The 21,805-nt window shown below is 65.4% G+C and carries 21 protein-coding genes; 6 read left to right on the top strand and 15 right to left on the bottom strand.

The genetic code is table 11. The features are described 5' to 3' along the window. Position 1 precedes the first annotated feature (1 nt). The 9 genes from ACRCSW_RS08680 to ACRCSW_RS08640 all read right to left on the bottom strand — a co-directional run bounded on the left by ACRCSW_RS08680 (position 2) and on the right by ACRCSW_RS08640 (position 10,342). Positions 2-1,378, bottom strand: a complete 1,377-nt coding sequence (locus tag ACRCSW_RS08680; protein WP_438704270.1) for an aldehyde dehydrogenase family protein — start codon at positions 1,376-1,378, stop codon at positions 2-4. Beyond that, positions 1,375-1,770, bottom strand: a complete 396-nt coding sequence (locus ACRCSW_RS08675; protein WP_438704269.1) for a VOC family protein — start codon at positions 1,768-1,770, stop codon at positions 1,375-1,377. Before ACRCSW_RS08675 ends, ACRCSW_RS08680 begins: the two co-directional genes overlap by 4 nt. Before the next feature lies 1 nt (position 1,771). Beyond that, positions 1,772-3,139, bottom strand: a complete 1,368-nt coding sequence (locus tag ACRCSW_RS08670) for a glutamine synthetase family protein (RefSeq protein ID WP_438704267.1) — start codon at positions 3,137-3,139, stop codon at positions 1,772-1,774. 582 nt (positions 3,140-3,721) lie between these two features. Next, on the bottom strand, positions 3,722-4,636 hold the full coding sequence (locus ACRCSW_RS08665) for a 2-hydroxyacid dehydrogenase (RefSeq protein ID WP_438704266.1): 915 nt from the start codon (positions 4,634-4,636) through the stop codon (positions 3,722-3,724). Positions 4,637-4,639: 3 nt separating this feature from the next. Next, positions 4,640-5,779, bottom strand: a complete 1,140-nt coding sequence (gene rodA, locus ACRCSW_RS08660) for a rod shape-determining protein RodA (RefSeq protein WP_438704264.1) — start codon at positions 5,777-5,779, stop codon at positions 4,640-4,642. Positions 5,780-5,789: 10 nt separating this feature from the next. Beyond that, positions 5,790-7,736: a penicillin-binding protein 2 gene (mrdA, locus tag ACRCSW_RS08655; RefSeq protein WP_438704262.1), complete on the bottom strand. Its 1,947-nt coding sequence runs from the start codon at positions 7,734-7,736 to the stop codon at positions 5,790-5,792. Next, positions 7,733-8,272: a rod shape-determining protein MreD gene (locus ACRCSW_RS08650; RefSeq protein WP_438704260.1), complete on the bottom strand. Its 540-nt coding sequence runs from the start codon at positions 8,270-8,272 to the stop codon at positions 7,733-7,735. Before ACRCSW_RS08650 ends, mrdA begins: the two co-directional genes overlap by 4 nt. Beyond that, entirely contained in the window at positions 8,265-9,266 is a 1,002-nt protein-coding gene (mreC, locus tag ACRCSW_RS08645; protein ID WP_438704259.1) for a rod shape-determining protein MreC, read from the bottom strand. The genes ACRCSW_RS08650 and mreC overlap by 8 nt, the downstream gene beginning before the upstream one ends. Before the next feature lie 38 nt (positions 9,267-9,304). Next, complete coding sequence (locus ACRCSW_RS08640; RefSeq protein ID WP_438704257.1) at positions 9,305-10,342, bottom strand: rod shape-determining protein; 1,038 nt, start codon at positions 10,340-10,342, stop codon at positions 9,305-9,307. Between the two features lie 237 nt (positions 10,343-10,579). Here ACRCSW_RS08640 and ACRCSW_RS08635 point away from each other — a divergent pair, with 237 nt between their 5' ends. Further along, positions 10,580-11,338 carry an SDR family NAD(P)-dependent oxidoreductase gene (locus tag ACRCSW_RS08635; protein WP_438704256.1) on the top strand — a complete coding sequence of 253 codons (759 nt, stop codon included), beginning with the start codon at positions 10,580-10,582 and terminating at the stop codon, positions 11,336-11,338. Between the two features lie 70 nt (positions 11,339-11,408). On the opposite strand, the gene ACRCSW_RS08630 is transcribed toward ACRCSW_RS08635, so the two are convergent. Next, entirely contained in the window at positions 11,409-11,612 is a 204-nt protein-coding gene (locus ACRCSW_RS08630) for a hypothetical protein (RefSeq protein WP_438704254.1), read from the bottom strand. A 97-nt stretch (positions 11,613-11,709) separates the two neighbouring features. Between ACRCSW_RS08630 and ACRCSW_RS08625 the strand changes: the two genes are divergently transcribed. Further along, positions 11,710-12,621, top strand: a complete 912-nt coding sequence (locus ACRCSW_RS08625; RefSeq protein ID WP_438704252.1) for a LysR family transcriptional regulator — start codon at positions 11,710-11,712, stop codon at positions 12,619-12,621. Between the two features lie 73 nt (positions 12,622-12,694). Here ACRCSW_RS08625 and ACRCSW_RS08620 read toward each other — a convergent pair whose 3' ends face one another. The 5 genes from ACRCSW_RS08620 to cobU form a co-directional block, all read right to left on the bottom strand. Continuing rightward, positions 12,695-14,266, bottom strand: coding sequence for a 2-isopropylmalate synthase (locus tag ACRCSW_RS08620; protein WP_438704250.1), 1,572 nt, complete (start codon positions 14,264-14,266; stop codon positions 12,695-12,697). A 361-nt stretch (positions 14,267-14,627) separates the two neighbouring features. After that, complete coding sequence (locus tag ACRCSW_RS08615; RefSeq protein ID WP_438704248.1) at positions 14,628-16,145, bottom strand: YifB family Mg chelatase-like AAA ATPase; 1,518 nt, start codon at positions 16,143-16,145, stop codon at positions 14,628-14,630. 265 nt (positions 16,146-16,410) lie between these two features. Further along, entirely contained in the window at positions 16,411-17,283 is an 873-nt protein-coding gene (locus ACRCSW_RS08610) for a glutathione S-transferase (protein WP_438704246.1), read from the bottom strand. A 78-nt stretch (positions 17,284-17,361) separates the two neighbouring features. After that, a complete protein-coding gene (locus ACRCSW_RS08605; RefSeq protein ID WP_438704244.1) occupies positions 17,362-17,940 on the bottom strand; it encodes a histidine phosphatase family protein in 579 nt (192 codons plus the stop codon). Further along, positions 17,937-18,467: a bifunctional adenosylcobinamide kinase/adenosylcobinamide-phosphate guanylyltransferase gene (gene cobU / locus ACRCSW_RS08600; RefSeq protein ID WP_438704242.1), complete on the bottom strand. Its 531-nt coding sequence runs from the start codon at positions 18,465-18,467 to the stop codon at positions 17,937-17,939. Before cobU ends, ACRCSW_RS08605 begins: the two co-directional genes overlap by 4 nt. A 66-nt stretch (positions 18,468-18,533) precedes the next feature. Here cobU and ACRCSW_RS08595 point away from each other — a divergent pair, with 66 nt between their 5' ends. From ACRCSW_RS08595 to coaBC, 4 genes are all read left to right on the top strand, one after another. Beyond that, positions 18,534-19,409, top strand: coding sequence for an RNA polymerase factor sigma-32 (locus tag ACRCSW_RS08595; protein WP_438704240.1), 876 nt, complete (start codon positions 18,534-18,536; stop codon positions 19,407-19,409). A gap of 174 nt (positions 19,410-19,583) precedes the next feature. Next, positions 19,584-20,282 (top strand): helix-turn-helix domain-containing protein, encoded by a 699-nt coding sequence (locus ACRCSW_RS08590; RefSeq protein WP_438704238.1) that lies wholly within the window; start codon positions 19,584-19,586, stop codon positions 20,280-20,282. A 76-nt stretch (positions 20,283-20,358) separates the two neighbouring features. Then, on the top strand, positions 20,359-20,757 hold the full coding sequence (locus ACRCSW_RS08585; RefSeq protein WP_438704236.1) for a VOC family protein: 399 nt from the start codon (positions 20,359-20,361) through the stop codon (positions 20,755-20,757). A 66-nt stretch (positions 20,758-20,823) separates the two neighbouring features. After that, on the top strand, positions 20,824-21,805 hold a 982-nt coding region (gene coaBC / locus ACRCSW_RS08580), incomplete at its 3' end, for a bifunctional phosphopantothenoylcysteine decarboxylase/phosphopantothenate--cysteine ligase CoaBC (RefSeq protein ID WP_438704234.1).

The following is a 21,805-nucleotide window of genomic DNA, read 5'->3' as shown; positions in this document are numbered from 1 at the left end:
CTCAGACTTTCTTCAGATGATAGGATTTCGGCCGGGTCACCGAATGGAACCCGAGGTAGCTCAGCGACGTCCCCCGCCCAGTGTCCTTGACCCCGGTCCAGGTCAGCGCCGGGTCAAGGTAGTCGGCCCGGTTCATGAAGACCGTCCCGGTCTCAACCTGAGCCCCAAGCGCCGCGGCGGTGTCGTAGTCTTTGGTCCAGATGCTGGCCGTCAGACCGTAAGGAGAGTCGTTCATCAGCCGGATCGCCTCGGCGTCGGTCTTGACCGGCATGATGCCGACCACCGGGCCGAAGCTTTCCTCCTTCATCACCCGCATCGAATGATCGACATTCACCAGGATCTGCGGCGCGAGATACGCCCCGCCGTCATCGGCGAACTTCTTCGGGTCCAAGAGAGGCTTCGCCCCCGCCGCAATCGCCTCGGCGGTCTGGTCGCGCACAGTCTGCGCGAACCGCTTGTGCGCCATCGGACCAAGCGTGGTCGCGGCGTCGAACGGATTGCCAAGCCTCAGCTGGCCAACCCAGGCCACGGATTTCTCGACGAAACTGTCGTAAAGCTTCTCGTGGACATAGATCCGCTCGATCCCGCAGCAGCACTGCCCGGCGTTGTACATCGCGCCGTCCATCAGCACGTCGACGGCGAGCTCCAGATCAGCGTCCTCGCGCACATAGCCTGGGTCCTTGCCCCCAAGCTCCAGCCCAAGGGGGGTAAACGTCCCCGCCGCAGCCCGCTCGATGGCCTGGCCGCCACCGACCGAGCCCGTGAAGTTCACGAACCCAAACGACCGCGCGCCGATCAGCCGCTCGGTGGTGGCGTGGTCCAACACCACGTTCTGGAACACATCCTGCGGCACACCCGCCGCATGGAAGGCCTCGGCCAGACGCTCGCCAACCAGCAGGGTTTGCGAGGCATGCTTCAGCACCACCGTATTCCCCGCGATCAGAGCCGGGACGAGGGTGTTGATCGTGGTCAGGTAAGGGTAGTTCCAGGGCGCGATGATAAAGACGACACCAACCGGTTCGCGGGCGAGGTAACGGCGGAATTTGTCTGAATCCTCAACCATATGCGGGGCCAAAGTCGCCGCCGCTATCTCGGACATATAGTCCGTCCGCGCATTCACTCCGCCGAACTCGCCGCCATAGCGGGTCGGGCGGCCCATCTGCCAGGCGGTCTCCTCGACCACCACGTCTTTCATGGCGTTCAGCTTGGTGACGCCAGCTTTGACAAGGGCAATCCGCTCCGCCAAGGGCCGAGCCGCCCAAGCCTTCTGCGCGCCCTTCGCGCGGGCGACCACGGCATCGGCAGCGGCAGCGGAAAGCGGCATCCGCTCGGCGTAGACACGGCCATCGACAGGAGAGACGAGTTCGATTGGTTTCATGGGTGGGCTCCGTTGGTCGCAAGATCGGGATAGCGACTGATCTCGATCAGATTGCCGTCCGGGTCATTGAGGTAAATTGAGAGGAATGGCCCGCGTGCGCCAGTTTTGGTCACAGGGCCTTCGATGATAGCAATACCCTTGTCGGCAAGGCTTGTGACCCAACGCTCAAGGGCAACATCGGTCAGCAAACAGAGATCGCCACAACCAATCGCGGCATGGTTCCGGGTTTCCTGACCGAGCGATTGCAGATTGATCTTCTGCTGTCCGGTTTGCAAAGCGACACGACCATTGCCGAAGCGGACGATTTCAACACCGAAGGCGTGCGCGTAAAAGGCAGCGGCGGCCTCGGGGTCGCGAACCGTTAGCACGACATGGTCGATGCCCGTGATCATCTTAAGCGCGCTCCAGAAGCCGCTCGCGTTCGAAGTCGGTGACCACGCGGTCGGTCTCCGAAATCTCCCACTGGGCGGCATGGTGGTAGTGGTCGATCACATCGTCGCCAAAGGCGCCCCGCAGCATCTTGGAGCCGTTCATCAGCACCGCCGCTTCGCGCAAGGTATGCGGGATCTCACGGATGCCCTTGGTCATGTACATGTCGCCCTTCATCTCGGGCTCCAGCTCCATCTTCTTCTCGATCCCGTCCAGCCCTGCCGCCAGCAGCGCCGCGCAGGCCAGATAGGGGTTCACGTCAGACCCTGGAATCCGGCACTCCACCCGCACTGCCTTGGTATGCGCCCCGCAGACCCGGAAGCCCGCCGTGCGGTTGTCCGCACTCCAGACGGCCTTGGTCGGGGCAAACATCCCGATGGTGAAGCGCTTGTAGCTGTTCACGTAGGGCGCCAGAAATGCAGTGATTTCCTGGGCATGGTGCAGTTGACCCGCCAGGTAGTGCTTCATCACCTCGGACATGCCGTGGTGATCCCTCTTGTCGGCAAAGCTCGCCTTCCCGTCCTTCGACCAGAGGCTCTGGTGGATATGGCTCGACGATCCCGCCCGGCGGTGGTCGTATTTCGCCATGAAAGTTACGGACTTGTCTTTGCTCCAGGCGATTTCCTTGATCGCGTTCTTGATGATCACGTGGTTGTCGGCGGTATCCAAAGCGTCCGAATACCGATAGTTGATCTCTTCCTGCCCGGCCTCCGCCTCGCCCTTGGAGTTCTCGACCGGGATGCCCGCGCCAAAAAGACCGTTGCGGATTGCCCGCATCACGTCTTCTTCCTTGGTCGTCTGGAAGATGTGGTAATCCTCGTTGTAGCCGCCCACGGTCCGCAGGGCATTCACTCCCCCGTCGCGCAGGTTTTCGTATGAGTTCTCAAAGAGATAGAACTCCAGCTCGGTGGCCATCATCGGCTCGAAACCCATAGCGCGGGCGCGGGCGACCTGGGCCTTCAGGATCGACCGGGGGGCGTGCGGCACGTCGGCGTGGGTTGCGTGGTCCTGCGTGTCGCCCAGCACCAGCGCAGTGCCGGGGAGCCAGGGGATGCGGCGGAGGGTCGAGAGGTCGGGCTTCAGGGTGTAGTCGCCGTAGCCCGTCTCCCAGCTTGAGGATTTGTAGCCCTGGACCGTGTTCATTTCCATGTCCACGGTCAGCAGATAGTTGCAGCAGTGGGTCTCTTCCCAGCCGCCGTCGACGAAGAACTGAGCGTGGAAGCGCTTGCCCATCAGGCGGCCCTGCATATCGATCCCGGCGGCGATGACGGTGTCGATCTCGCCACGCTTCACGGCGGTCTTCAGTTCTTCAAGTGTCAGATTTCCGGGCATATTTTGCCTCTTTCAAATATCGGATGTTGGTTCGGGGCTGCAGCCCCAAGTCGAGCACGGGGGGTAAGCCCGCAACGCTCCACCGAACTCGGGCTTGCGCGGCCAGCACGGGCCTTGCGCGATGTCTTGCGGCTCAGACCGCATCCGATCAGTCTCCCCAGGTCACGGACTGTGGTCCGTGAATTTGATCATTCATTCACAGGTCGGGCTGGTTCCGCAAGCCCCCGCGACAGGGCCTTACGCGGATGGACGGGAGTCGCTTTGCGGTCGGGTTAACGAAATGCGAACGGGAAAAATCCGAGGGGCATTCGGCGGGGGCCCCAAGGGTTTCCAACCCCTTGAGAACGCAGTGTTAATCTTGTACCGTTCGGACAAGTTGATGATCTTGGTTCTGTCTTTCTTTCATCTTGTTTCCGTCTCCCCTCGCGTCTCGCTTTTCGGGCGTTAACCGCGATCGGCGACTCGTCTGTCAACAAGGTGCTAAAGCGGGATGGGTCGGGTGCCCCCCACCCCCGGCCCCTCCCCACGGAGGGGGAGGGGAGGTGCGGGCTGGTTTCGTTGCGGCGAACCCCCACCCGGCGGTCAGTAGCCCCGCGCGCGGTCTACGAGGTGCAGGAAAGGCTCACCCGCCTCGCCCCTGCGGATGTTCTCGGCAATCACCCGGGCGGCCGACGATGCCCGGGTATCGGCGGCGATGTGGGGTGTCACCGTGACGCGCGGATGGGTCCAGTAGGGGTGATCCGGCGGCAGGGGTTCGACGCGGAAGACATCCAGCGTGGCATGGCCGATATGCCCCGCGTCGAGTGCCGCCAGAAGCGCGTCGTCATCGATCAGCGCCCCGCGGCCGGGGTTCAGGATCACCGCACCCTTGGGCATCAGGGCCAGGCGTTCGGCGTTCAGGAGGTTCTCTGTCTCGGGCGTCTTCGGCAGCAGCGTCACTACGATCTCTGCCCCCGCGAGCGCCTTTCGCAAGCCATCCTCGCCGTGGAGGCAACCGGGCTTTGCAGTCCGGCTCCACCCGGTGACCGGGAAGTTGAGCGCCCTCAGTGCCTCGGCGCAAGCCGATCCCAGTGCGCCCATCCCCAGAACCGTCACAGGCCGCTCGCGCGCCAGGGGCGGGCAGGTCGGGTCCCAGGCGTGGCCGGGGTTCACGGTATGCCGGTCCATCCCCAGATGATGGCGGAGCGTGTGGCCGACCACCCATTCCACCATGCCCTCGGTCAGGCCCGGATCGACCATCCGGCACAAGGGCCGTGTGAGACTGGCATTGCCGACGATCCGCTCCACCCCGGCCCAGAGGCTGAGGACCGCCTTGGCACGGGTATAGGGCGAGAAATCCTGCAGGGGAGAAGAGGGGGCGTAAACGATATAGTCCACCGTCTCGGGCGCGGCCTCGGTCACCACCTCAGCGGCAACGCCCGCCTCTGCCAGTGCCTTCGGGAGCTCTGCCTGATAGTCGGCCCAAAGGCCGGGAACCGCGAAGAGGACCGTTGTCATGGCTTACCTCGGCCTGTGCACATGCGCGCTTTGCACGAGGCCAAAGCCCACCAGAAGCACCATCATCGCCGACCCCCCGTAGCTGAGAAGCGGCAGCGGCACCCCAACGACCGGGGCCAGGCCCATCACCATCGACAGGTTCACCGCGATGTAGAAGAAGAAGTTCGCGGCCACCCCGACGATCAGCAAAGCCGAGAACCGATCACGGTTCTGGAACGCCGCGACCAGGCAGAAGCCGATGATCAGCGCGTAAAGCGCCAGAAGCGAGAAGGCCCCGATGAAGCCGAACTCTTCTGCCAGGGTGGTGAAGATGAAGTCGGTATGCTTCTCGGGCAGGAAGTTCAGCCGGCTTTGCGTGCCCTGCATGAAGCCCTTGCCGCTCCACCCCCCCGACCCCAGCGCGATCTTGGCCTGGATGATGTTGTACCCTGCGCCCAGCGGGTCGGCGCCAGGGTCAAGGAACGTATCGATCCGCGCATACTGGTAGTCATGCAGGAACTGCCAGGGCGTGCCACGCAGGGTGAAGACGCCGACCACCGCGGCCACGCCCAACGCGATCACCGCGCCGAAATACCAAAGGCTTACACCTGCCGCGAACATCACCGTGGCCCCTGCCAGGATCAGCATAAGCGCTGTGCCAAGGTTCGGTTGCAGCAGAACCAGCACCGTAGGCACGACGATCAAGAGGACCGGGATCAGCACGTAAAGCGGCCGTGAGAGGCGCCTGGGGTCAAGCCAGTCGTAGTAGGCCGCCAGCACCATCACCAAAGTGAACTTCATCATCTCGGAGGGCTGCAGGCGGATGAAGCCAAAGTCGATCCAGCGCTGCGCGCCCATGCCGACATCACCGAAGAACTCGACGAAGAGGAGGAGGACGAAGGCCACCAGGTAAGCTATCCCCGCCATCGACCGCCAGAACCAGATCGGGATCATCGCGACGACGAACATCAGGATCATGCCGACCGCGAAGCGTTCCATCTGGGGCCGCGCCCAGGTGTCAAGCCTGCCGCCGGCGATGGAGTAAAGCATCAGGAACCCGACCGATGCGACGGCGGTGACCAGAAGCACCAGTGGCCAGTTCAGGTACAGGACTTTCCGAAGGCCGGTTGGGGCATACTTGACGTTGTATTCCAGGAAACTCATCGCGCCACCCCTACGTTTCGGTCTTGACCGGGGTGATCCCGGTCACCGGATCGCGGAGCGGAAGTTCCTTCAGCATCGTCTCGATCCGGCCCCGCTGGCTGGACGGGTAGGCTTCCAGCGAAGGCAGGCCGTCGGACAATGCCCTAAGCAGGATGTCGCGTGCGATCGGAGCCGCGGCGACCGAGCCGCCGCCGCCATGTTCCACCACAACGGCCACGGCATAGCGCGGCGCGTCATAGGGCGCGTAGCCCACGAACAGCGCATGGTCGCGCCGGTTCCAGGGCAGGTCTTCGTTGGCGATCACCCCGGCCTCGCGTTCGGCCTTGGTGATGTTCCGGACCTGGCTGGTCCCGGTCTTGCCCGCCATCACCATCGTCGGGTCGACGACCCGGCTGGACTTGGCGGTGCCACGCTCGCCGTTCACCACCTCGTGCATCCCGAAGCGCACAGCTGCCAGATGTTCGGGCGGGATGTCGAGCGGCGGGGCCTCGGGCACCGGCAGTTCCTGATTGCGGATCATCCGCACCAGCCGCGGGGTGACGGCCCGGCCGCTGGCGATCCGCGCGGTCATGACGGCAAGCTGCAGGGGCGAGGTCAGCACATAGCCCTGGCCGATGGAGGCGTTGATCGTGTCGCCGATCCGCCAATCCTGCTTGTAGCGCTCAAGCTTCCACTGCTTGTTCGGCATGACCCCTTCGGTGACCGCCGACATCGGAATGTCGAAGCGCTGGCCGAGGCCGAGCTTCCGCCCCATCTCGGCGATCTTGTCGATCCCGACTTCCTGGGCCATCTCGTAGTAGAAGACGTCGCAACTTTCTGAAAGGCTGCGCGTCAGCCGAACGGTACCGTGGCCCGCCCGCTTCCAGCAGTGGAACCGGCGTTCGCCAAACACGATGTGACCGGGGCAGCTGACTTTGGTGTCGGCATTGGCGACCCCCGCCCCCAAAGCGGCCAGCGCAGTCACCATCTTGAAGGTCGACCCCGGCGGATAGGCGCCCGAGACGGTCTTGTTCGCGAGCGGCCGGTGATCGTTCTCGGTCAGTGCGTTGTAGTCGGAGTGGCTGATCCCGCGCACGAAGAGGTTCGGGTCGAACGACGGCGACGAGGCGATGCAGATGAGGTCGCCGTTCGTCACGTCGATCACGATGGCGGCGGCGCTTTCCTCGCCAAGCCGCGCCTGGGCGAAGTTCTGCACATCGGCATCGATGGTCAGGCGGATGTCGGTTCCGGGATTGCCTTCCTCCCGCTCGAGCTCGCGCATCACGCGGCCGGCCGAGTTCACCTCGATCCGCTTTGTGCCGGCTTCACCGCGGAGCGTGTCTTCCATCCATTTCTCGACCCCGATCTTGCCGATCTGGAACTTGGGGATCTTCAGAAGCGGGTCGGGGGCCTCCAGCTCCTCAAGGTCCTTTTCGCTGACCGGGCCCACGTAGCCCACGACATGCGCGAAGTCGAAATCAAGGGGGTAGCGGCGGGACTGACCAACCTCGGGAATGACGCCTGGCAGGGCGGGGGCGTTTACTGCGACTTTCGAGAAGTCGTCCCAGCTTAGCCGTTCCGCGACCGTGACCGGAACGAAGGCGCTAAGCGAGTTCACCTCTTCGATCGCCTGTTGGAGTTCTTCCGCGGTCATCGGAATGATGGTCGCCAGCCGCCGCATGATAAGCTCGACATCGCCAGCCGCTTCGCGGGTGATGACGACGCGGTAGTTCTGTTCGTTCGCGGCGATAAGCTTGCCGTTGCGGTCCTGGATCAGCCCGCGCTCGGGCGGGATCAGCCGGATGTTGATCCGGTTTTCCTCGGCCAGAAGCCTGAACTCATCGGCCTGGTCGACCTGCAGATAGCGCATCCGGGCGCCCAGCACGGCCACCATGGCAGCCATCGCGCCCCCAAGCATCAGGGTGCGGCGGTTGAGCGTGCGGTTGCTCTCCTCGGTGTCGCGGGCCGTCCGTCTCACAACCGTCTCCCCAAGCTGTCGACCTCGCCGGTCGCTGGTTTGCGCAAGTCAAGCGCCAGGCGCGAAAGGGCCACGACCACCGGATAGACCGCAATCGACCACAGGACCTGTACGATGGCGAACCCGAAGGGCGGCTGGGGCACGAAGGCAATGCCAAGCACCAGCCGGTAGGCCAGCATCATGCCCAGCATCACGCCCGCGATCAGCAGCCATTCCACTAGGAAGCTCAGCTCCCGCGTCAGCGCGATGCGCGACCGGAGGAACTCCGTCGCGATGATGACGATGGCGGTCCAAAGGCCCGGCGGGCGCATCAGGATGAGGTCCTCGGCCAGGATCACCACCAGAATCAGCGGCATCGGCAGAAAGTCGGGGCGGCGGACGATCCACGCCATGATCATGCAGAGCAGAAGGTCCGGTCCGGGCAGGGCCCCGGGCGCGCTGCCCAGGGGCAGAAGACGGAGGAACAGCAGGACCAGCGCGATGACGACGAAGAGCCCGCGGAAGACCAGATGCTCGGATCGCCAGAAGTCAACCATCCCCGGCCCCCGGTTCGGGCCCTTCAGCCGCGCCTGACCCCGCCGCCTCGACGTCGCCCCCTTCCGTCGGCACCGGTTGCGCCCCCGCAGCCGCTTCGGCCGCCCCGGCCGAGGTGTCGGGCACTGGCAGCGTCGCCGGAGGCGCTACCAGATTGCCGGGATCGGTTATCGGCTCCAGCTCATGGCTCCGCAGAACCCGCAGGAACTCCAGCCGCTGGTAATCCGCCGCAAGCACCACCCGCAACCGCTTGTCGGTCCCAAGCGCCACCTGGCCCACCAGAAGCCCCGCCGGGAACACCCCGCCGTCGCCCGAGGTCACCACCCGATCACCCGGACGTACTTCATCGGTGTCTTCGATGAACTCCAGCGGCGGCAGCGGCGAGTTGTCACCACTAAGCAGCGCCTTCTGCCCCGAAGGTTGGATCGTCACCGGAATCCGGCTGTTCGAATCCGTGATCAGGATCACCCGTGCCGTCCGCTCGCCCACGCCCGAAATCCGGCCCACCAGCCCGATCCCGTCCATCGTCGCCCAGCCATCGCGAATCCCGTCCCGCGCGCCGACGTTCAGCAGGACCGACTGCCGGAACGGGCTCCCGCTGTCGGCCATGACCACGCCCGTCACATAGGTGAACTTCGGGTCAAGCCGCACCTTGTTCAGGTCCAGAAGCCGCGCGTTCTTCTGCTCCAGTTGCAGCGCCGCCTCTTTCCAGGCCTTCATCTGCTGCAGCTCGCGCTTCAGCTCCTGGTTCTGCTCGTAGATCCGCGTGTAGGACTGGAAATCGTCGATCATCCCGGCAACCGCCGTCACCGGCTTCATCGCCCAGTCGAAGTTCGGCACCACCGCGTCGATGATCCCTGCGCGGAAGCGTTCCACGCGCGGGCTGTCGATCCGCCACAGGATGAAGATCGCGAACAGGAACAGCAATGCGATCCAGACCAAAAGCCTGCGCAGCGGGCGCGAGAACTCTTCCGGTGCAGTGCGTGCCTTGGCCACGGGTCAGCCTTCTTTTGCCGCGCGCGTTGCGAGGCAGCTCAGGTGTCGTAATCGATCACATGCCGAAGCTGCTTCTCATATTCCAGCGCTTTCCCGGTGCCAAGCGCAACACAATTCAGTGACTCGTTGGCCACGCTGATCGAAAGCCCGGTCTGTTCGCGCAAGCTGAGGTCCAGCTCGCCCAGAAGCGCACCGCCCCCCGTCAGCATCACGCCGCGGTCGACGATGTCCGCCGCGAGGTCCGGCGGGGTGGCCTCCAACGCCTGCATAACCGCGTCGCAGATCTGCTGCACGGGTTCGGCCAAGGCTTCGGCAACCTGGGCCTGGTTGATCTCGGTTTCCTTCGGCACGCCGTTCAGCAGGTCGCGCCCCCGGATCGTCATCGAGGACCCGCGCCCGTCATCCGGCATCCGCGCCGTCCCGATCGAGGTCTTGATCCGCTCGGCGGTCGATTCGCCGATCAGAAGGTTCTGGTGACGGCGAAGGTAGTTCACGATCGCCTCATCCATCCGGTCGCCGCCCACGCGGACCGACCGCGCATAGACGATGTCGCCAAGCGACAGGACCGCCACTTCCGTCGTCCCCCCGCCGATGTCGACGACCATGTTGCCGGTCGGTTCGGTGATCGGCATCCCCGCGCCAATCGCCGCGGCGATCGGCTCGGCGATCAGCCCCGCCCGCTTGGCCCCGGCCGACAGCACCGACTGCCGGATCGCCCGCTTTTCCACCGGCGTCGCACCGTGCGGCACGCAGACGATGATCTTGGGCTTCGAGATGGTCGAGCGCTTGTGCACCTTGCGGATGAAATGCTTGATCATCTCTTCCGCCGCTTCAAAGTCGGCGATCACCCCGTCGCGCATCGGGCGGATCGCCTCGATGGTGCCGGGGGTCCGGCCCAGCATGAGCTTCGCATCCTCGCCCACGGCAAGGACCTGCTTCTTGCCGTCCTTGTTGTGATAGGCGACGACGGATGGTTCGTTGAGAACGATCCCCTTGCCCCTGATGTAGACCAGTGTGTTTGCGGTCCCGAGATCGATGGCCATGTCCGATGAAAACAGGCTTGGGAAAAGCGACATTGATGGTCCTTCACGATGGGCAATAGGCATACGCCCGAGTCGAGGAGCTTCCCGACGGGCGTCTTCTTATATGACCCTTGTGGGGCTGAGCGAAAGCCCTGCTACCGGCAATCCGCTCATTTCCGCGTGCATGCACTAATCAGATATTTGTATAGTCATTTGCGGTCACTCCAAAGTTGTTTCTTGCACTTATCCGATATGGCACTCTTCTTGACAGGAACAGCAGGGGGTTTGCACATGACGGGGGTTGCAGGACGGGTTGCGCTGGTGACCGGCGCGGGTGCGGCGGGGGGAATCGGATTCGCCATTGCCAGGGCCCTTGCCGGTGCGGGCGCAAAGGTGGCCGTCACCGCCACGACCGGGCGTATCCACGACCGCGCTACCGAGCTTTCGGTCTTCTCCCACATCGCCGATCTGACCGATCCGGCGCAGGCGACGGCGCTCTTCGCCGCTGTCGAGGCCAGGCTTGGCCCGGTCGAGATTCTGGTGAACAACGCGGGCATGGTGCAGACCGGCAAGCGGATGAAGCGCGGGCATCTGGCGGACCAGACCGATGCAGACTGGGCGCATCACATGGGCCTGAACATCAACACCACCTTCCACTGCTGCCGGGCCGCACTGCCGGGGATGGCTGCACGCGGCTATGGGCGAATCGTCAACATCTCCTCGGTCACCGGTCCGGTCGTGACCATCGACGGCTCGTCTGGCTACGCAACGGCCAAGGCCGCGGTAACCGGGATGACGAGGTCCATCGCCCTGGAGTACGGGGGGCGGGGCATCACCTGCAACGCGATCCTCCCCGGCTGGATCGCTACCGACAGCAGCAGCCGCATCGAGCTGCGCCTGGGCCGCCGCACCCCCGTGGGCCGGGCCGGGACGCCTGACGAAGTCGCCGCCTGCGCCCTGTTCCTGGCTTCGGACGCCGCGTCATACGTCACGGGCGCGATGCTGGTGGTGGATGGGGGGAACACGCTGCAGGAGATGAAGAGCGGGTAAGCGTTTCCTTTGAAGGAAACGCAACGAAGCCTTTGAAGGCTTCGGTCCGGACCCTTGGAAGGGTCCGGCGTCAGCAGCGGCATTCCAGCCGGAAGTCCATCGTGTGGCCGTCCACTTGGCGGTCTGCGTTCTCCAGCTCGGTCTGCCGCCTGACCACACGTTCGCGCATGCTCTCCCGCTCCAGCCCCATGTCGGCCAAGAGCCGGTCGTCCAGATGGGTCAACTGCTGCATCGCAAGATCGGCATCCAGCCAGGCGCTCAATCGTTTCCACATAACTGCCTCCGTTCGTTGTCGAAGGCCCCTTATGTCACGGCAGGAATTCTGCGATAATCCGACATTATCTTAATGGCTAATGAAGTCAGGGTAAACAATGCGCGGCAGTGACTACACCGAGCTTCGGGCCTTCGCGGCGGTCGTCCGGCACGGCAGTTTTACTCGCGCGGCCGAGGGCCTGGGGATTTCGCCCTCTGCTCTCAGCCAGATGATCCGCAGCCTTGAAGAACGTCTGGGCCAGCGCCTTCTGAACCGCACCACCCGCAGCGTGGCGCCTAGCCATGCCGGGCAGGCGCTGGCCGAACGGCTTTTGCCGGTGCTCGACGACCTTGATGGCGTGATGGATGCCACTTTCGCGGCGGCGGGTGAGGTTGCAGGTCCCCTGCGGCTCAACACGGCCCGTGTGGCGATCCCGATGTTGTCGGCGCTGATCCCCGGGTTTCTGACCCGCTACCCAAGGGTCTCGCTGGAGGTCGTTGCCAGCGATGCGCTGGTCGACATCGTCTCGCAAGGCTTCGATGCCGGTATCCGGCTGACCGAACGGCTGGAGGCCGACATGATCGGCGTTCCGTTTGGCGGCGACCTCCGCATGGCCGCCGCTGCCGCGCCCGCCTATCTTGCGGCGCACCCGACGCCCGTTCACCCACGCGATCTGGATCAGCATCGGTGCCTGGTGACGCTTACCCCCTCCACTGGCACGCCCTATCGGTGGGAATTCGAGAAGGGGGACGAGGCGTTGCGGATTGCCGTCGCTGGCCCGCTTCTGACGGAAAACACCGCTCTCCGCCGGGATGCGGCGCGGGCGGGCCTTGCGGTGGGTTTCTTCTTCGAGGCCGAAGTCGCGGCCGACTTTGCCTCAGGCCGTCTGGTCCGGCTTCTGGAGGACTGGACCCCACCCTATCCCGGCTGCCAGCTCTACTACCCCAGCCGCCGCCTGCCCCCGCCACCCTTGCGGGCCTTCATCGATCATCTGCGGGGGGCGGGGCGTGCAGAGGTTAAGGAAAGCTGAACGGCTAAGTCTAAGCCTTTGAAATTAAATAGAAATACCCCGGCGTAACTCAGAGTTACGCCGGGGTCTGTCCCTACTCGGCGTGATAGGTGACCGTCTTGACGTCCTCGCCCGGAGCGGTCTTCTGGCGCCGGATGATGAGGCGGTTGAGGGCGTTGATATAGGCCCGCGTCGAGGCCACGATCGTATCGGTATCGGCCGAGGAGCCGGTCACAATCCGCCCGTCCTCCTCCAACCGGACGCTGACCGTCGCCTGAGCATCCGTCCCCTCGGTCACCGCATGGACCTGGTAGACCGCAAGCCGCGCCTTGTGTGGGAAGAGCATCTTCACGCACATGAAGGCCGCATCCACCGGCCCGTCGCCCGTCGCGTCAATCTTGTGCTCGACCCCGTCGATCGCCAGCACCATCTCGGCCTCCTGCGGGCCTTCGGTGCCGCAGACGACCTTCAGCTTCCTGAGCTGGAGGTATTCGTAGGCGTCGTTCGTCTGCTCGTCCGAGACCAAGGCGATCAGGTCGTCGTCGTAGACTTCCTTCTTGCGGTCGGCCAAAGCCTTGAACCGGACGAAGACGTCGTTCAGCTGGTTGTCGGCAAGCTCGAACCCCAGCTCCTTCAGCTTGGCCCGGAGGGCAGCGCGGCCGGAGTGCTTCCCCATCGCGATGTTGGCCTGCGACAGCCCGATATCCTCGGGCCGCATGATCTCGAACGTCTGGACGTTCTTCAGGACGCCATCCTGGTGGATGCCGGACTCGTGCAGGAAGGCGTTCTTGCCGACGATGGCCTTGTTGAACTGGACCGGGAAGCCCGAGACCTGGGAAACCCGGCGGCTGAGGTTCATGATCTTCGTAGTGTCGATCCCGGTGCGGAAGGGCAGGATGTCGTTCCTGACCCGCATCGCCATCACGACCTCTTCCAGCGCGGTGTTCCCGGCGCGTTCGCCGAGGCCGTTGATCGTGCACTCGATCTGCCGGGCGCCTGCTTCGACCGCCGCAAGGGCGTTGGCGGTGGCCATGCCAAGGTCGTTGTGGCAGTGGGTCGCGAAGACGATCTCGTCTGCTCCCGGCACCCGCTCCAGAAGCATCGCGATGATCTTCGCGGACTCCATCGGGTAGGTGTAGCCCACCGTGTCGGGGATGTTGATCGTCGTGGCCCCGGCCTTGATGGCGATTTCCACGACCCGGCAGAGGTAGTCATGCTCGGTGCGGGTCGCGTCCATCGGGGACCACTGGACATTGTCGCAGAGGTTCCGGGCGTGGGTCACGGTGTCGTGGATCCGCTCGGCCATCTGGTCCATGTCGAGGTTCGGGATTGCGCGGTGCAAGGGCGAGGTGCCGATGAAGGTGTGGATGCGGGGGGACCTGGCGTGCTTCACCGCCTCCCAGCAGCGGTCGATGTCCTTGGTATTGGCGCGGGCGAGGCCGCAGATCGTGGAGGTCTTCGCGCGCTTTGCGATTTCGCTGACGGCGGTGAAGTCGCCTTCGGAGGCGATGGGGAAGCCCGCCTCGATGATGTCGACGCCCATTTCGTCCAGAAGCGTGGCGATCTCGAGCTTCTCTTCGTGGGTCATCGTTGCGCCGGGAGATTGCTCACCGTCGCGCAGAGTGGTGTCGAAGATGACGACCTTGTCTTGAGCGGAATTGGTCATTTCAGTGGTCCTGTTTTCTTAGCTGCGGTGCGTTGCCGGGCGCTGGTCACCTCTGAGCGGTCGCGCCCTGGGGCACGCTCAGAGGCGGCTAAGAAGGAGAAGGCCAAGGGCAGCTGCAGGGCGGAAAGCCCTGGAAGCGGTCTGGATGTGGTGCCCGTTGGTCATGGGGCGCGACTATACGGGGGAAATCGTGGAAGGGAAGGGGATTTCTCTGAACGGGGGAGCCGCCTCGGGGGGCATCGAGCCCCCGCTCGGCGGCGCTGCCGCGGATGAGCGCCGGGCCGGGTGAGGGTTGGGAGACCGGATGCCTCCGGCGGGAGTATTTGGCAATGAGCAAGCCCTTGTGGGGTATGGGCTGATGTCAGAGGCCGCCCACGGCGGAGGAGAGGCGGAAGCTGATGGCTTCGGCGATATGGGGTTTGCGGACGGTGGCGCTGCCGTCGAGATCGGCAATGGTGCGGGCCACGCGGAGGACGCGGTGGTAGCCGCGTGCCGAAAGGCCCATGCGTTCGGCGACCCTTGCGATGAGTTCGCGGCCCTCGGGGTCGGGGGAGGCGTGATCCTCGAGCGTCTTGCCTTCGAGGTCGGCGTTGACACGAAGGTCGGGGTGGTCGGCGAAGCGGGCGGTCTGGAGGTCGCGGGCCTGGGCCACGCGCTCGGCGATGGCGGTGGAGCTGTCGCCCGAGGCGGGGAGGTCGAGGTCGGCAAAGGCCACGGGCGGGACTTCGACGCGGAGGTCGAAGCGGTCCATCAGGGGGCCGGAGATGCGGCCGAGGTAGTCCTCGCCACAGATCGGGGCGCGGCCGCAAGCGCGGTTGGGGTCGGAGAGATAGCCGCATTTGCAGGGGTTGGCGGCGGCGATGAGGAGGAACTTGCAGGGGTAGCGGATGTGGGCGTTGGCGCGGGCGACCATGACAGAGCCGGTCTCGATCGGCTGGCGGAGGGTGTCGAGGACGGTGCGGGGGAATTCGGGGAATTCGTCGAGGAAGAGGACGCCGTTGTGCGCCAGGCTGATTTCGCCGGGCTTCGCACCCCGCCCGCCGCCAACGATGGCGGCCATGGAGGCCGTGTGGTGCGGTTCGCGGAAGGGCCGGTCACGCGAGATGCCGCCTTCGGTCAGGAGACCCGCGAGGGAGTGGATCATCGAGGTTTCCAGCGCCTCGGGGGCGGAGAGGAGCGGCAGGATGCCGGGGAGGCGGGCGGCGAGCATCGACTTGCCCGAGCCGGGGGTGCCGACCATGAAGAGGTGGTGCCGCCCGGCGGCGGCGATTTCTAGGGCGCGCTTGGCGCGTTCCTGGCCCTTTACTTCGCGGAAATCGCGGGGGCTTTGGGCGCGCGTGACTTCTCCGGCTTCGGCGGGGGTCAGGGGCGCGCGGCCGGTGTAGTGGTGGAGGACCTCTTCCAGCGAGGCGGCGGCGAGGACCTGGGTGGCACCGACCCAGGCGGCTTCGGCGCCGCAGGCTTTCGGGCAAAGGAGGGCGCGGTCTTCGACGGCGGCGGCCATGGCGGCGGGAAGGGCGCCGGCGACCTGGATGAGGCGGCCGTCGAGGGAAAGCTCGCCCAGGGATACGGTGGTTTCCACATCCTCGCGCGGGATGATTTCGAGGGCCGCGAGGAGGGCGACGGCGATGGGAAGGTCGAAATGGGAGCCCTCCTTCGGCAGGTCGGCGGGGGAGAGGTTCACGGTGATGCGCTTGGCGGGAAGGGCGATGGAGAGCGCCTGGAGTGCGGCGCGCACGCGTTCCTTGGCTTCGGTCACGGCCTTGTCGGGGAGGCCCACAAGCGTGAAGTTCGGCGAGCCGGGCGAGACGGCGCATTGTACTTCGACAAGGCGGGCTTCGACGCCTTCAAAGGCGACGGTGTAGGTGCGGGCGGTCATGCGGTCGTGGCCCGGGCCGTGTCGGCGGTTGTTGAATTGAGCGCGTTCCGCGCGAAGACTCTTTGTCTCGCCTCTACGCGCGAAGGGCGCGCAACCGGCTCGGACGAAGGGCCTCCGGCGGGGATAATTGGGCAAAGCTGAAAGGTGAGGCGGGTCAGGCGGGGTGGCTGTGCCGCCTGATCCTTTTCGATGCCTTGATCGCGTTCTGCGGCCTGCATATCGCCCTACCGGTCTTCACTTTGGTTAACGGGTAGGGCGGAATGGTTTACGAGTGGTAAAGGGCCATGAATTTCGGCCAGGCTTCCGGATCGGCCACGGTCTTGTCGCGGCAGAAGGCGTTGCAGAAGCCGAAGCGGCGTCCGTAAAGCTCCAGCGCGTGGGTCACGGGTTCGCCGGAATAGGGGCAGGTCTGGTTTTCGGTGTCGGTGGAGTCGATGGCTTTGGCCAGAAGGCGGACCGGGCCGGGCCAGTCGCGGCGGGGATAGTCGCGGCGGTAGTAGTCCTGATCGGCGCCGTCGACCATGCCCATGGCGCGCCAGCGGCGGAACGAGGGATGGGCAAGGTGGGCGCCCACGTAGACCATCGCCTCGGCGGTGACGGGCAGGTTGTAGGTGGCGATGCGGGCGGCGACGGGGGCGAAGAAGACGTCGGCTGCCGAATAGGCGCCGCAGAGCCAGGGGGTGGTGGAGCCGGTCGTCTGCCGCGCCCAGGTCCAGAGGGTTTCGAGGCGCCGGAGGTCCGCCAGCACGTCGTCCGGCGGCTGGCAGCCGGTGTAGCTGACGCGGAGGTTCATCGGGCAATAGCTGCGAAGGGCGGTGAAGCCGGCATGCATTTCAGCGGCGAGGACGCGGGCGGTGGCGCGGGCTTTGGGGTCTGCGGGCCAGAGACCGGCGTCGGGGTGGCGCGTGGCCAGTTCCTCGGCGATGGCGATGGTTTCGGGCACGATGACGCCGTCTGGGGTGCGCATGGTGGGGGCGGTGCGGCCGGGGAAGAAGTCTTTGAGGACGGTGGCAAGCTCGTCGGTGTAAAGGCGGGCGGAGTGGGTCTTCACCGGAATGCCGAACGCGTCGAACAGAAGCCAGCCGCGCAGGGACCAGCTGGAATAGGCGCGGTCGCCGATCACGAGGTCATAGGTCATGCGTCTTGTCCTTTGTTGCGGGCGGCAGAAAGCCAGCAACAGGCGAAAAGGGAAAGCGATGATTTGTGCGGTGATCCATCACGGACGGTGATTGATGAGGCCAACGTCCCAGTGGGTGCCGTCGTAGCCAAGCGCGGTGACGGAGAGATTGTCGATGGGTTGGGCGAGCGCTTTGTAGGGCGAAAGCCCCGCGGCGCGGGCGTATTGGGTGAGGATCGCGCCAAAATGCGCGACGATGACGATGTCGCGGCCTTTGTGGGCGGCGATCAGGGCGTCGGCGGCGGCGCTGATGCGGGCTGCGGCCTGATGCCAGCTTTCGCCGTTCGGGGGGCTCGTGTGGCCCGGCTCCTCCCAGTAGCGGCGTGAGAGGTCGGGCCAGCGGGCGGCGACCTCGGTGAAGGGAAGGCCGTCCCAGTCGCCGAAGTGGAACTCACGCAAGGCAGGATCGTGCGGCAGGCGGTGGCGGCCGGTGGCGATGGCGTCGGCGGTGGCGGCGGCGCGGATCAGGTCGGAGGAGACGAGGATGGCATCGCTGGGCAGGAGCGCGTTGAGGCGGGCCAGGGCCGCGGTGTCGGAGAGATCGGCGGGGATGTCGCGCCAGCCGGCGAAGGCCCTGGTGTGCGTCGGGCCGTGGCGCACCCACCAGAGGCGGGTCACGGCAGGGCGCCTTTCAGTGTCATGGGCAGGCCCGCGATAACAGTGACGACGCGGTCGGCCCGGGCGGCCAGGGTCTGGTTGAGGCGGCCCTGCGCATCGCGGAAACGGCGGGCGAGGGCGTTGTCGGGGACGATGCCCCAGCCGGTCTCGTTGGAGACAACGACGACGGGGGCGGGGCAGGCGGCGAGGGCCGTCAGGAGTTTGGCGGTTTCGGCATCGAGGTCGTGGTCGGCGAGGAGGTGGTTGGTGAGCCAGAGCGTGGCGCAGTCGACGAGGACGGCTTCGTCAGGCGTGGCGGTGGCAAGGGCGGTGGCAAGGTCAAGCGGGGCTTCGACAGTGGTCCAGCGCGGGCCGCGGTCGTTGCGGTGGCGGCTGATCCGTTCGCGCATCTCGTCGTCCCAAGCCTCGGCAGTGGCGATGTAGCGGCGGGGGCGGTTCGATCCGGTCAAAAGACGCTCGGCATAGGCGGATTTCCCCGACCGTGCGCCGCCGATGACAAGAGTGAGGGTCGGAAGTGATCCGGTCACGCGTAAGCTCCGTAACAACCATAAAGAGAGGCGAAAACGCCGCGGACGGCCAATCTGGAGGTGGTCATGGCACTTGACGGATATATCGACCGGGGCGTGTCGCGCCAAGCGATGAAGGCAGAGCTTCTTGATGCCGAGACAGAACTGCGTCTGGCTTACGCATGGCGGGACCAGCGGGACGAACAGGCGCTGCACCGGCTGATCACGGCCTATATGCGGCTGGCGATCAGCATGGCGGCCAAGTTCCGCCGCTATGGCGCGCCGATGAACGATCTGATCCAGGAAGCCTCGCTGGGCCTGATGAAGGCGGCGGACAAGTTCGATCCGGACCGGGGCGTGCGGTTCTCGACCTACGCGGTCTGGTGGATCAAGGCGGGCATCCAGGACTACGTGATGCGGAACTGGTCGATGGTGCGGACGGGCTCGACCTCCAGCCAGAAGGCGTTGTTCTTCAATCTGCGCCGGGTGCAGGCGAAGCTTGAGCGTGAGGCCGCTCAGCGTGGCGAAATGCTCGACCAGTCGCAGCTGCGCCAGCTTGTCGCAATCGAGGTCGGGGTGTCGGTTGCGGATGTCGAAATGATGGAAGGCCGCCTCGCTGGCAGCGACTTTTCGCTGAACGCGACGCAGTCGTCGGACGAGGACGGCCGTGAGTGGATCGACGTTCTTGAAGATGACGGGATGCAGGCTGCCGAGGCAGTCGAAGGGTCGCATGACGCGGACCTTCTGCGCGGCTGGATGCAGCACGCATTGCAGGGCCTGAACGCGCGGGAGCGCTATATCGTGGCAGAGCGCAAGCTTCGCGACGAGGGGCGGACGCTTGAGTCGCTTGGCGAAGAGCTGGGCCTGTCGAAAGAGCGCGTGCGGCAGCTGGAAGCTGCGGCTTTCGCCAAGATGCGGCGCAGCCTTGAGGCGCAATCGCGGGAAGTGCATCACTTTCTTTAGAAGCCGACCTGCGACCGGGACTGCCGGTTCCAGGTTGTTCGGCCTGTGTATAGCGATCTATGCTGATTCATGTCTTCAGCATCATCTTATCGCCTTCTATCGCGCCCGCCTTCTGCAGGATTGACCGGGCTGGTCGTCCGTTTGACGGATTACGCCGAGACAGGACCGATGCCGATGCTTCAGCGCGAGCCGGCGGCACTGGTCGTACCGTTGATGATCGGCTTTCAGGCTCCGTTCGGCATCGCGCTTGGGCGTCATCCGGCAGAGAGCGAGACATATCAGAGCTTTGCCGCGGGACTTACGACGCGTCCGGCGCTGATCCGGTCGTGTGGGCAGGCGGCCTGCGTGCAGATCGACTTCACGGCCATCGGTGCGCGAGCGTTCTTCGGGGCTTCGCTGGCGGACATGGCCGAGCAGATCGTTCCGGTCGACGATCTTGGCGACCGCGAGATCGACTGCCTTCGTGACAGGTTGGCGGAGACTCCGTTTCCCTCGGCCCGGCTGGACCTAGCAGAAAGCTTCGTGGCGCGGCGTCTCGCGCAGGGGGTGGCGCCCGCGACGCCGGTCCAGGCGGCCTATCACGCGATACTGGCCCGTGACGGACAGTTGCGGATCGGGGCACTGGCCGCCGCCCTTGGCTGGAGCCGCAAGCACCTGTCGCGCCGCTTTGTCGACGAGATCGGGATCGGGCCGAAGCACGTTGCCCGGATTGCCCGTTTTGCCGCCGCGGGTCGGATGGCGCGAGGCCCCGCACGACCTGGGTGGGCCGAGATCGCTGCTGCGACGGGCTTTGCCGATCAGGCCCATCTGACCCGTGAATTTCGCGCTCTGTCCGACCGCTCGCCCGGCGACTGGCTGGCCGCGGCCTGGTAACGGCGGGAGGTCTCATTTCTTCAAGACACGCTTGCGGCATAGGGCCATGGTTCCTTCAATCGCAAAGGAGGCTGACATGGTCGACGCACCTCGCATTTTCCCCACGTTCCGCTACCGCGACGCCGAGGCTGCGCTCGATTGGCTGGTCGGTACGGTCGGTTTCAAGGTTCACATGCGGTCTCCGGCGGATGGCGCGCCCGACCATGCCGAACTGTCGTATGGCGCGGCGATGATCATGATCGGGCAGGACCGCGAGGACGACTTCGGTCGGATTGTCGGGCAACCCGGGAAGGCAGGAGGCAGCTCGGTGTATCTGGCCGCCGAGGATGTCGACGGCCTATACGCGAGGGTCGTGGCCTCGGGGGCCGAGGTGGTTATGGCGCTGGCTGACAAGCCCTATGGCAGCCGCGAGTTCGTCTGCCGCGACGCCGAAGGCTATGTCTGGAGTTTCGGTACCTACCTGCCGAAAGCCTGAACCGGCCGAGGTTGTGCCGGCCCGTTCGCCGCAATAGAAGGAGGAAGTGGCTGGCGGGGGTGCAGAATGCTGGCGGGCAAGCGCATACTTCTGATCATCGGTGGCGGGATCGCGGCCTACAAGGCCTTGGAGCTGATCCGGCTGATCCAGAAGGCGGGCGGGTCGGTCGTGCCGGTCCTGACCCGTGCGGGGGCGGAGTTTGTGACGCCGCTGAGCGTGGGGGCTTTGGCGAAGTCCAAGGTCTATCAGGAGCTTTTCAACCTGACCGACGAAGCCGAGATGGGGCATATCGAGCTCAGCCGTGCGGCGGATTTGTTGGTGGTAGCCCCGGCGACGGCGGATCTGCTGGCCAAGATGGCAGCCGGGCGGGCGGATGATCTGGCTTCGACCCTGCTTCTGGCGACGGACAAGCGGGTGCTGGTGGCTCCGGCGATGAACGTGCGGATGTGGGAACATCCTGCAACGCAGCGGAACCTCGCCGTCCTGCGGGGCGATGGGGTGGTGATGGTCGGCCCGGACGAAGGGGAGATGGCCTGCGGCGAATATGGTCCGGGGCGGATGGCCGAGCCCGCAGCGATTGTCGAAGCGATCGGGGTGGCGCTGGGTTCGGGCCCCTTGGCGGGGCGGCATGTGCTGGTGACCTCGGGTCCGACGCATGAGCCGATTGATCCGGTGCGCTACATTGCCAACCGCTCTTCCGGGGCGCAAGGGACGGCCCTTGCGGCGGCCCTTCGCGACCTTGGCGCGCGGGTGACTTTTGTGACCGGCCCGGCTTCGGTTCCTCCGCCCACCGGGGTGGAGGTCGTGCGGGCCGGGACGGCGCGGGAGATGGCGGCGGCAGTCGAGGCGGCCTTGCCGGCGGACGCAGCTGTGATGGCGGCGGCGGTGGCGGACTGGCGGGTGGCCAACGCGAGCGGTCAGAAGATGAAGAAGGACGGGTCCGGCCGCCCCCCGGCGCTGGAGTTCGCCGAGAACCCGGACATTCTGGCGGGCGTGTCGAAAGCGGCGAAGCGGCCGAAGCTGGTGGTGGGGTTTGCGGCCGAGACTA

The organism is Tabrizicola sp. (assembly GCF_051645465.1).
GTDB lineage: Bacteria > Pseudomonadota > Alphaproteobacteria > Rhodobacterales > Rhodobacteraceae > Tabrizicola.
This window is presented reverse-complemented; position numbering and strand designations above follow the sequence as displayed.

What these genes read in the sequence shown, in the direction of transcription:
- ACRCSW_RS08635 (WP_438704256.1), top strand. Translation starts at nt 10,580, where the DNA reads ATGACGGGGGTTGCAGGACGGGTTGCGCTGGTGACCGGCGCGGGTGCG.
- ACRCSW_RS08670 (WP_438704267.1), bottom strand. Translation starts at nt 3,139, where the DNA reads ATGCCCGGAAATCTGACACTTGAAGAACTGAAGACCGCCGTGAAGCGT.
- ACRCSW_RS08590 (WP_438704238.1), top strand. Translation starts at nt 19,584, where the DNA reads ATGCTTCAGCGCGAGCCGGCGGCACTGGTCGTACCGTTGATGATCGGC.
- ACRCSW_RS08585 (WP_438704236.1), top strand. Translation starts at nt 20,359, where the DNA reads ATGGTCGACGCACCTCGCATTTTCCCCACGTTCCGCTACCGCGACGCC.
- ACRCSW_RS08630 (WP_438704254.1), bottom strand. Translation starts at nt 11,612, where the DNA reads ATGTGGAAACGATTGAGCGCCTGGCTGGATGCCGATCTTGCGATGCAG.
- ACRCSW_RS08610 (WP_438704246.1), bottom strand. Translation starts at nt 17,283, where the DNA reads ATGACCTATGACCTCGTGATCGGCGACCGCGCCTATTCCAGCTGGTCC.
- rodA (WP_438704264.1), bottom strand. Translation starts at nt 5,779, where the DNA reads ATGAGTTTCCTGGAATACAACGTCAAGTATGCCCCAACCGGCCTTCGG.
- ACRCSW_RS08675 (WP_438704269.1), bottom strand. Translation starts at nt 1,770, where the DNA reads ATGATCACGGGCATCGACCATGTCGTGCTAACGGTTCGCGACCCCGAG.
- ACRCSW_RS08665 (WP_438704266.1), bottom strand. Translation starts at nt 4,636, where the DNA reads ATGACAACGGTCCTCTTCGCGGTTCCCGGCCTTTGGGCCGACTATCAG.
- ACRCSW_RS08615 (WP_438704248.1), bottom strand. Translation starts at nt 16,145, where the DNA reads ATGACCGCCCGCACCTACACCGTCGCCTTTGAAGGCGTCGAAGCCCGC.
- ACRCSW_RS08640 (WP_438704257.1), bottom strand. Translation starts at nt 10,342, where the DNA reads ATGTCGCTTTTCCCAAGCCTGTTTTCATCGGACATGGCCATCGATCTC.
- ACRCSW_RS08650 (WP_438704260.1), bottom strand. Translation starts at nt 8,272, where the DNA reads ATGGTTGACTTCTGGCGATCCGAGCATCTGGTCTTCCGCGGGCTCTTC.
- ACRCSW_RS08625 (WP_438704252.1), top strand. Translation starts at nt 11,710, where the DNA reads ATGCGCGGCAGTGACTACACCGAGCTTCGGGCCTTCGCGGCGGTCGTC.
- ACRCSW_RS08595 (WP_438704240.1), top strand. Translation starts at nt 18,534, where the DNA reads ATGGCACTTGACGGATATATCGACCGGGGCGTGTCGCGCCAAGCGATG.
- ACRCSW_RS08680 (WP_438704270.1), bottom strand. Translation starts at nt 1,378, where the DNA reads ATGAAACCAATCGAACTCGTCTCTCCTGTCGATGGCCGTGTCTACGCC.
- ACRCSW_RS08620 (WP_438704250.1), bottom strand. Translation starts at nt 14,266, where the DNA reads ATGACCAATTCCGCTCAAGACAAGGTCGTCATCTTCGACACCACTCTG.